The sequence below is a fragment of the Protofrankia sp. Cr1 genome (assembly GCF_963555865.1).
GTDB lineage: Bacteria > Actinomycetota > Actinomycetes > Frankiales > Frankiaceae > Protofrankia.
The window spans coordinates 825-10,083 of sequence record NZ_CAUVXO010000178.1 but is presented as its reverse complement, the minus strand read 5'-3'; the positions used below and the strand labels follow the sequence as shown (position 1 = coordinate 10,083).

General features: G+C 65.2%; 9 protein-coding genes and 1 pseudogene. 2 read left to right on the top strand and 8 right to left on the bottom strand.

All coding sequences use genetic code 11. The features are described 5' to 3' along the window. From U9980_RS15005 to U9980_RS14970, 8 genes and pseudogenes are all read right to left on the bottom strand, one after another. A pseudogene (locus U9980_RS15005) lies at positions 1 to 284 on the bottom strand (hypothetical protein); the annotation flags it as partial. Between the two features lie 219 nt (positions 285 to 503). Then, positions 504 to 1,328: an alpha/beta fold hydrolase gene (locus tag U9980_RS15000; RefSeq protein ID WP_322768475.1), complete on the bottom strand. Its 825-nt coding sequence runs from the start codon at positions 1,326 to 1,328 to the stop codon at positions 504 to 506. 32 nt (positions 1,329 to 1,360) lie between these two features. Next, on the bottom strand, positions 1,361 to 1,822 hold the full coding sequence (locus U9980_RS14995) for a PaaI family thioesterase (RefSeq protein ID WP_322750130.1): 462 nt from the start codon (positions 1,820 to 1,822) through the stop codon (positions 1,361 to 1,363). Between the two features lie 32 nt (positions 1,823 to 1,854). Then, a complete protein-coding gene (locus tag U9980_RS14990) occupies positions 1,855 to 3,576 on the bottom strand; it encodes a fatty acyl-AMP ligase (protein ID WP_322768474.1) in 1,722 nt (573 codons plus the stop codon). Next, complete coding sequence (locus U9980_RS14985) at positions 3,570 to 4,877, bottom strand: cytochrome P450 (RefSeq protein WP_322768473.1); 1,308 nt, start codon at positions 4,875 to 4,877, stop codon at positions 3,570 to 3,572. The genes U9980_RS14990 and U9980_RS14985 overlap by 7 nt, the downstream gene beginning before the upstream one ends. Next, a complete protein-coding gene (locus U9980_RS14980; protein ID WP_322768472.1) occupies positions 4,874 to 5,776 on the bottom strand; it encodes a cyclopropane-fatty-acyl-phospholipid synthase family protein in 903 nt (300 codons plus the stop codon). The genes U9980_RS14985 and U9980_RS14980 overlap by 4 nt, the downstream gene beginning before the upstream one ends. 2 nt (positions 5,777 to 5,778) lie before the next feature. Further along, a complete protein-coding gene (locus U9980_RS14975) occupies positions 5,779 to 6,036 on the bottom strand; it encodes an acyl carrier protein (RefSeq protein ID WP_322750126.1) in 258 nt (85 codons plus the stop codon). A 12-nt stretch (positions 6,037 to 6,048) separates the two neighbouring features. Then, complete coding sequence (locus U9980_RS14970) at positions 6,049 to 7,053, bottom strand: acyl-CoA desaturase (protein ID WP_322768471.1); 1,005 nt, start codon at positions 7,051 to 7,053, stop codon at positions 6,049 to 6,051. Positions 7,054 to 7,385: 332 nt separating this feature from the next. Here U9980_RS14970 and U9980_RS14965 point away from each other — a divergent pair, with 332 nt between their 5' ends. Both U9980_RS14965 and U9980_RS14960 read left to right on the top strand, forming a co-directional pair. Next, positions 7,386 to 7,877, top strand: a complete 492-nt coding sequence (locus U9980_RS14965; protein WP_322768470.1) for a hypothetical protein — start codon at positions 7,386 to 7,388, stop codon at positions 7,875 to 7,877. Between the two features lie 311 nt (positions 7,878 to 8,188). Then, positions 8,189 to 9,259, top strand: a 1,071-nt coding sequence (locus U9980_RS14960; RefSeq protein WP_322768469.1) for a hypothetical protein, incomplete at its 3' end; no start/stop codon positions are given.

Genomic DNA, 9,259 nt, shown 5'->3' with positions numbered 1-9,259 from the left:
GTGTAGAGGGCCGACGCGCTGGTGGCCACCACGCAGTTGTTGTCGTTGCCGAGCGGGTTGCTGTGGCTCACCCGCCAGCGATGCGCGACGATGTCGTCCCACGCGTCAAGTTCGATCATGGAAGAACCCGCGTCGAGCGCCTGGGCGAGATAGATGTAGTCGGCTTTGTCGTAGGTGTTGTGCACCCCCACCGTCGTCGCATGCGACACCCGCACCGAGCCGAGAGCGGCGGCTACCGCCGGCGATGCCGACGTCATCGACGCCACCAGCACCGCCGTGGCCACCCCGGCCACGGACAACAAACGGCGGCCACCCCGACACAACCTCATCACGCCTCCCGGTCCTATCGGCCAGCAGCACTACTGTCCGATAATAAACGGAATAGCCATCGTCGCGAAGTCAATCCGTGAAAGTCCGATATAATCGGATCGCAGGTGAGGCGCGCGGACGGGTTCACACGACCGTGGCGACGCGGTTACCAGGCAGGATTCGGGTACCGCGACTCAGGCCCGGTCGACCGTGGCGAGGAACGTGTCCAGCAGCCCGGTGATCATCTCGGGTTGTTCCAGCGGGCTGGTATGTCCGCAGTTCGCGACGATCTGCAGGTGGGCGCCTGGGATGCGGGCCGCGATGCGCTCCGCCTTCGCCGGTGGAGTGGCCGCGTCCTCGGCACCGACGACGACGAGGGTGGGCACCGTGATCCCGAGAATTTCATGATCCACCGGTGGGCGGTCAGCCACCCCCAGCACCGCCTTGCGCACGGCGGCACGGTCACTGCGGTTGAGCCGGCGCACCCACTCGTCCCGCAGCGTCTTGCTGGCGGGGTCGGCCAGGAAGACAGGGCCGAACATCTGCGGACTGACCTTGCTCAGGATCGGCTTGATACCGAACAGACGCAGCAGCCATGCCAGCTGTTTGTACTCGCCGACCTTGCCCGGCTCCTCCGGCCCGGAGCTGGTGTCCAGCAACGTCAACGAACGCAGCAACTCGCCGTGGCGGGCCGCGACGCGCTGGCCGATGAAGCCGCCCATGGACAGGCCCACCCAGTGCACCGGGCCCACACCGAGCGCCCTGATCAGGGCGACCGCATCGCCGGTGAGGGTGTCCATGTCGTAGCCGTCGACGGTCGCCGGTGTGTCCCCCTGCCCGCGCCAGTCGAGCGCCACGCACCGGTAGGACGCGCGCAGGGCCGCGATCTGGCGATGAAAAACCCAGCCGCTGAACAACAGGCCGTGCCCGAACACAATGGTCGACGCATCCGGTCGACCGGCCGGCGCAAGGGTGTCGGTGTAGGCAATCGTCGCGCCGCGGACGTCGATGGTCGGCATGAGTCCCTCGTCTCGATATCTTCTTCGCGTGGTCAGGCGTTGGAGACGGCCGTTTGAGGCACCCGCATATTGCGCATGGTCACGAAAGCGGTGGCACACAGCGTTTCCTCAGCGCCGTCAGCCGAGTAGACATCGGCGGCGGCGACCGTCATGATCCGGCCCGCCTTGACGACCCGGCCGCGGGCGATAATTCGCTCGCCTTTCGCCGGGGCCAGAATTTTGACCGTGTAGTCGATGGTCATGTTCACCCATCCGGCCGGCAGCAGTGTGCCGGCCGCAGAACCCCCGGCAAAGTCCGCCAGTGAGCCGAGGACACCGCCCTGAACGAAGCCGTCCTGCTGCGTGAGCTCTTTCCGGTAGGGTTGGATGATCTCGGCTTCTCCCGGCGCCATCCGGCCGAACTCGAAACCCAGATGTTGCGCGGCCGGCATGCTCAGGACCACGGCCTTCACCGCCTGCGCAAAGTCGGGGTTTTCCGCTTTCAACACGTCCATGTTCACATCCTCCCCGCTGATCGATCAATCCCTCACGCGACCGACTGCGTCCGGGGTGCCCAGAGGTCGAACCCGGCCTCCAGATAGCGCCTTCTGGCGGCAGCCCGCATGATCTTGCCGCTGCTGGTTTTCTGCAGTCGACCCGGCAAAGTCAGCACCAGGTCGCTCACGGAAAGCTGGTGCTCGCGCGTTATTGCCGCTCGAATCGATGCGGCAACGTCTGTCGCATCCACCTTCAGTCGTTCTTCACGCTTGATCTCCTGAACCACGACGAGCTTTTCACCGTCGGCGCCGGGCACCGAGAACGCGGCACACCCACCGGGCCTCAGTGCGGGATGCGCCGACTGCGACGTGTGCTCGATGTCATGCGGGTAGTGATTCCTTCCCCGAATGATCAACAAATCCTTCAACCTGCCCACGATGTACAACTCGCCGTCGACCACCAGGCCGAGATCTCCGGTACGCAGATAGGTGGGTCCGATCTCACCGTCGCATTCGGCCTGGAAAGCCTCGGCCATCACCTCCGGACGCCGCCAGTAACCCTGTGCCACGTGCTCCCCGGCAACCCAGATTTCTCCGACCTGATTCGCTGGACACGAGCGTCTCGTTTCCGGGTCCACGATACGAACCGACGTTTCCGGGCAGACGAGCCCGGAACCTACGAGGGTACGGCCGCGGCCGCTCGGCGCCTTGACATAGCGCTTGTGGCCCAGCTCCCCGGTATCCGCATCAATGGTGCGCGGGCCGCGGCCCTTCTGGCTGCCGGTCACGAGCAGAGTTGCCTCGGCCAAGCCGTAGCACGGGTAGAGCGCCTGCGCATTGAATCCCACCGACGCGAAGCTCTCGGAGAATCGACGCAGCGTCTCGGGACGAATCGGCTCGGCGCCGTTGAACGCGACTTTCCAACAGCTGAGGTCGAGATCCGGCAGGTCGCCTCTGGCAGCTCGTGCGACGCAGGCGTCGAATGCGAAGTTCGGTCCGCCACTGGTGTGGGCGCGGTAGCGCGAGATAGCCGACAGCCACAGGAGGGGCCAGCGGATGAACGCCATTGGCGACATGAGGATGCTGGTCGCCCCGAGGTAGAGCGGCTGCAGGACGTTTCCGATCAGACCCTGGTCATGGAACAACGGCGCCCAGCCGACAAACGTCGAGTGCTGATCGTGGCCGAACGCCCGCTGTATCATCTCCTGGTTCGCCACGAGGTTCCGGTGCGAAACCATGACCCCCTTCGGGTCGGCTGTGGAACCCGAGGTGTACTGCAGGAAGGCGACGGAATCAGCCGAACAGGGTCGCGGGTCGAAATCTGTGTCAACCGCGTCCACCATCTGGTCGACGGGAAACCAGTGGAGCGCCCCGCAGATCGGCTCCAGGGACTCCCTGGTGCTTTCGAGCATCGCGCTGAGGGTGAGTACAGCCGATGGTGCACAGTCTTTCACGATGCTGCGGGTCGCGTCCTGCATCCGATTCTTGCGCGGGGGGTTGACGGGCACCGCGATGACCTGCGCGTAGAGGCACCCGAAGTACGCGACGATGAAGTCCAGACCCTGCGGGAAGAGCAACAGTGCTCTGTCACCAGGTTTGCAGCCCCGACTCAGCTGCCGGGCCACGGCAAGCGCCCGTGCGTGCAGCTCGCCGTAGGTCAGCACCGCTTCCTCCTCCCCATGTTCAGTCAGGAACACGTACGCCCTGTTGGCCGGCTCGGCGGCGGCGCGGCCCTGGAGGATCTCCGGGAGCAGTGGTCTGTGCCTCACCATTCTCCTTCCATTGGTCGGAGGAACCCGGACGGAAGCGGCTCCAGCGAGACCGGAAGGTGCTTCAGACCGCGGACGATAAAACTGTGGTCCTGCCAGTCGAGTTCCTCGGTCCGCAGTTTCAGACGCTGCGGACGCCGGTAGAGGCGCTCGAAGGCGACCTCCGCCTGCAGCTGCGCCAGCAGCCCGCCGAGGCAGCCGTGCATTCCGTACCCGAATGCGAGGTGCCCCTTCGTGTCGCGGGTGATGTCGAACTCGTCCGGCCGGCTGAACACCGCGGGGTCGCGGTTCGCGGCGCCGAGACACAGGAGAATCTGCTCTCCCGCCCGTATCTGCTTTCCGTCGATTTCGACATCGCACGTGGCCAGGCGCTTGGTCAGCTGGAGCGGGCTGTCGTAGCGCAATGCCTCGTCGACGGTACTCTTCGCCAGCTCTGGCCGACGGTGAAGCAGGGCACCCTGATCCGGGTGCGCAAGCAAAGCGCGGAGGCCGTTGCCTATCAGGGATTTCGTGGTTTCGTTGCCGGCCACGAAGCACATGATGCAGACGAAGACGAGTTCTTCATCGCTGAGCGTGTCACCACCGCCGGTCGCCGCGGCGAGCAGCTGGCTTATCAGGTCGTCGCCGGGCCGGGACCGGCGTTGCACGACCACGTCGTCCAGGGCGTCCGCGAACTCTTCGACGACATCACACACATGCGTAAAATCACCGGCTTTCATCAGCCCTGGTTCGAGCAGGAACCGGATGTCATGCGTCCATTGGCCGACGCGTTCGCGCAGGCTGTCCGGAAGCGCCATCCAGTCGCACATGACCGTGACCGGCAGCAGCGCGGCAAAGTCGGCGACGGCGTCCATACCGCCGTCGTCCCACGCCCGCGCCACCAGCTGCTCGGCAACCGCCGAGATACGGGGACGGAGTTTGACGATTTCCTGCGCGGTGAACACTCGGTTCACCAGTGCACGCAGCCGTGCGTGGTCCGGGTTGTCGGTGAAGACCAGCGACTTCTTCCCCAGCCGGACGATCCGGGCTACGTTGTCGTGCGCCAACCGATTCGCCTGCCGGCTGATCAATTGAGGTATGAGTCCGGCGCTGAACGTGCGGTCACGCAGGACACCCTGCACGTCGGCGTGCCGCGTGAGAACCCACATCCCCAGCGTCCGGTGGACGGGCTGTGCCTGGCGAAGCTGCCGATAGAGCGGGTAGGGGTCGCGTCGGAACTCGGCGCTGAACGGGTTGAACCGAATGGGCGCCGGACCGGGTTCGGCGGTGTTGGCAGTTGCCGTGCTACCCGTCTCCGACGTCATCGCGCCGGCACCCCACGACCGTTGAAATACGTGCTCCTGAAGGGCTGAAGAACGATCCTGAGAAGGCAGATCTTTCCCATCAGGAAGCCAAGAGCAGAGAGTTTCAGATAGCGCTCGTACCGGGCGACCACCTCCGGTCCGACAAGATGAACGGCTTCCTCGCGATGCATTCGCAGCCGACGTGCCCACTGTTCACACGTCCAGGCGTAGTCAAGCCGACCGTTATGCACCGATTGAACCTCGAAAATACCCTCCGCGGCGGCGGTGATCTCCGCGAACGTCGGCAGATCCGCTGCCGGAAATATCTCCCGCTGGATGAAGTGGCTCGCATTCTCACGGGACATGTTCGCGTAGGCGATTGTCTGCAGCGACAACACGCCGTCCTTGTTCAGCCAACTGCGGCAGCGGGTGAAGAACTCCCGGTACAGGTGGATCTTCTCAGCTGACGAGTCCTCGGGGGTGGCGAAGTGCTCAAAGGCGCCGATGGAGATAATTCCGTCGAACTGGATGTCGGGTTCGTAGTGCAGCCAGTTCTGCGTACGCACTTCCACACCTGGGTACTCCTGGGACCGGACGAAAGCTGCCTGCTCATCACTGAGCGTGAGACCGACCGACCGTTGAACGCGGCAGCTCTCCGCCAACCGCTTCAGGATCGCACCCCACCCACAGCCGATGTCGAGCACGGTCGCGGCACCATCAGCCCGAATCGCGTCCAGGTGAAATTGCAGCTTCCGCTCCTGGGCGGTTTCGAGTGTGTCGTCGGCGCCTTCCCGCATCGCACACGAATAGGTGAGCGACTGGTCGAGCCAAAGACGGTAGAACGCGTTCCCGGCATCGTAGTGATGCCGGATGGCAGCCGCCGCACCGGCGGTACGGTCGCTTTCGAATGATTCAGGCACGGCTACGCCACGTGCCGCTGATTCTGCTCGTACAGATGTGCGGCGATTGCATTGATGGTCGGGTTCTCGAACAACGCCTCGGGCGGCAGGTCGACGCCGTAGCGTTCCTCTATCTCCATCAGCAGGGCGACGGCGAGGGGGGAATCGATTCCCAGTCGATCAAAGTCCGCGTCCAGATCCACCGCCTCGACCGGCAGGTCGAGGAGACCCGCAACATACTCCTGACACCATTGCGCAATCGCTTCTCTGCTCGGCTTCAAGGTGCTCGCTCCCTATGCTGTGGTACTGGGGACCGGATTGCCGTTCTCAGGTTTGCGCCTGGCTTCCATCCGCTCTGCGGACGGAATCTTGACATCCCATGCCAGGCCACAGACCGAAAGCATTTTTATGAGCCAGTAGCCTGGATCGAGCCGGTACCAGTTCAACCCGAAAGAAGCCGAATCGGTGAAAGCATGATGGTTGTTGTGCCACGATTCACCAAAGGTCACCAGAGCAAAGACACCGCCGTTCCTGCTGTTCTCTCTGGATTCGTAGGGACGTGTGCCGAACATGTGCAGGAAGGAGTTGATCGCCCAGATGATGTGCTCAAGAACGAAGATCCGCACGAGACCGCCCCAGAGCAGACCGCTGACCGCCCCCTCCCAGCTCTGATAGACGAGACCGCCGACGAGCGCGGGGAGCAGCAGCCCGAGCAGCACCCAGTAATAATAAAGACGGGCGACCCGCACCAGGGCACGGTTCTTAATCAGATCCGGCGCATAGTGAATGATGTTCGGGTATTCGTGCCGGCGCATCCACAGGAAGTGGGAGTGGGCCAGGCCACGCAGCCGACCCGTCAGACCGTCGCCAGCGAGATTCGGCGAGTGGGGATCTCCCTCGCGATCACTGCACTCGTGGTGTCGCCGGTGCAGAGCAACCCAGGACACCAGTCCGCCCTGGCCGGCCATCGAGCCGAGTACTGCGAGCGCCGTTGCCACGGACGACGCGGCCTTGAAGCTACGATGTGTGAAGAACCGGTGATAACCGACGGTGACGCCCAGCCCGGTCACGAGCCACATCGAAAAAAGCAGGGCAATTTCGGTGGCACCGATCGGATGTACCGCAAGGAAAGCGAAGGCGGCGGCGGTACCGAAGATCGGGAGAACATCGAACAGCAGAAAGTGGCGGCGCTGCAGGCGGTGCAGATAGGGATTGCTGATCGCTTTTTTGCGAGGAGTGGATCCGTTCGCTCCGAACTCGGGTTCGGGAATGTACGCTGCGGGCTGGACGCCAACCATTCTCGACCGCCCCCTCCTGAGTACTATGCTGAGGTCGCATGCCAGACGGTCCTGACCGTAACAGCCGACGAAGCCGGACCCGAGCGATACGGTGAAGTCCGATCGCAGGATAGGAAGTTGCTATCAGGCACCCGGTGCTGTTGAACCAAAGTACCGGATATCGCGAAAGGCACCGGGTTCGGGATGGCGAACATCCTGGCGTGCACTGCTTATTCACCGGAAGGGGCCACAATGTTTCCCGGCGATTCCGGTGCCGCTGGTCCGGGCGTTGTGCCCGATGACCTATGGTCCCTTCGGGTATCCGCCCGCTTGCTACCTGTAAGGGAGTCAGCATGTCGAGGTTAACAGCACTCGCCCGGTCCGGCCGGAAGCTCGCGGTCGCCGGCACGGTCATGACCGCGGTCGCCGCCGCCACGGTCGGGACAGCCGCAGCGGCCGACCCGATCACGCCGAAGCAGTACTTCGAAGGCTTTGTCAACGGCGCGCCTGCGAACGCCACGATCCAGATGGGCTGCTTCGGCCCGGTCAGCCCCGGCGAGACCGGGCATCCGCTCGCCGGCCAGACCGTCGCGGTCCAGCGCGTCGTCGACCCGGTCGTTCGACCCGGCTACACCGGATCGGCCGGTACCACGATTGCCGTCGGCTTCCCCGGCCCCGCGACCACCAGCCCACTGGTCTTCACCAGCTACGGGACGCCGCTGGCCATCCCCACCTCGCTGGTCCTGCCGTGCTCGGGCAGCGCAACGGTCGTGTTCAGCCCCCGGCCGACGAGCCCGACCGCCCGAAATGCCATCGTCACCGTCACCTATGTCGGGCAGCCATAGCCAACCTCCCCCCACCGGGCCCGCCCGCCGGCGCCACCTGCCGACCGATCCTCGGCTGGTCCACCGGCGGACGGGACGGATCCGGGCTGTCCTGACCTGGCTCACGGCGACCGCGAACGGCCGGCGGGCCAATCCGTCACCAATCGGATGCACTAGGCATACACCGGACTGGATAGAATTCATCCGAGGGTCTTTTAAAGATCGGCACCGAGACCGGCACCGAGACCGGTTCGGCTGCCATGCCACGCCCGGTGCCGCAGACTGGTGACGGCAAGCCGCGGGATGATGCCGGAAAGAGGAGAAGTCAGGCAATGAGCCGGTATGGCTACGACCCCGCCCGGCGTGCGCTCATCGTCTCCTGGGCGACCGGAACCGGCGACCTGGCCGCAACCGTCGCCGTTCTCCCCCCGGCAACCGCCGACAGCGACGCTCTACGACTGGCCGAACAACTGAGCTTCCTCACCGCCGCGGCCTGGCGCACCTACACCCACCCGGCCAGCGCCACCCCAAGCCTTGCCACCGGCAGCGAAGGATGGCGCCGCCACAGTGACCGCCAGGCGTTCACCAGCGTGCTCACCGCGATCCGCCACCCCCAGCTGCCCCACAACGGCACCCAGCGCCAGTCCTACGTCATCGTGCACGAGGCCGCACACCGCGTCGGCCGGGCCCTGCACACGATCGGCAGCCAGGACCTCACCGAACAGATCACTACCGACGTCCGGGCCGAACTCGACGCCATCGAACAGGCCGAATGCGGCGACCTGACCGGACGGGCCCGCCAGGCCATCACCCTGACCCGCGCGGATGCCTCCCCCGTCCAGGTCGCGGCCGCCGACGCGATCCTGGCCGACGATCCCTTCGGGAACACCCGCCTGTGCACCGACATCGACCCGGCCGCCGCCGCGACCGCCGCGGCCCACTGGCTCCACGCCGCGGCCACCGTCGCCGCGCACCACACCGGGCTCGACCCCACCCAGATCCTCATCGAGGCCGACAGCATCGAAGCACTCCCCCACGAAAGCCCCACCGTCGTCCTCGAACGCATGGGAACCGGAGAAACACCGCGGGATGTCGTCCTCCAGCTGATCACGGACGCCATGGCCGTCGCCGAGGGCGCCATCCCCGACCTCGACACCCTCCTGGCCGCCGTCGAAGCCGCCCACGAACGCGCGGACTCGTTCGAGGACCAGCCGGACGAACTCCGACACACGCTGATGCCACACCGGCTCACCCCGCTGGACCCGACCCGGCCCGCCACCGACCTCCTCGAAGACCTCCTCGCCGGGATCCACGGCTGCTGGCTGCTCTACCGCGAATACACCGAGTCCCCAGACGCCGACCCCGACGCCGCCTGCACGGACGAAGCCGACGATGACAACCCC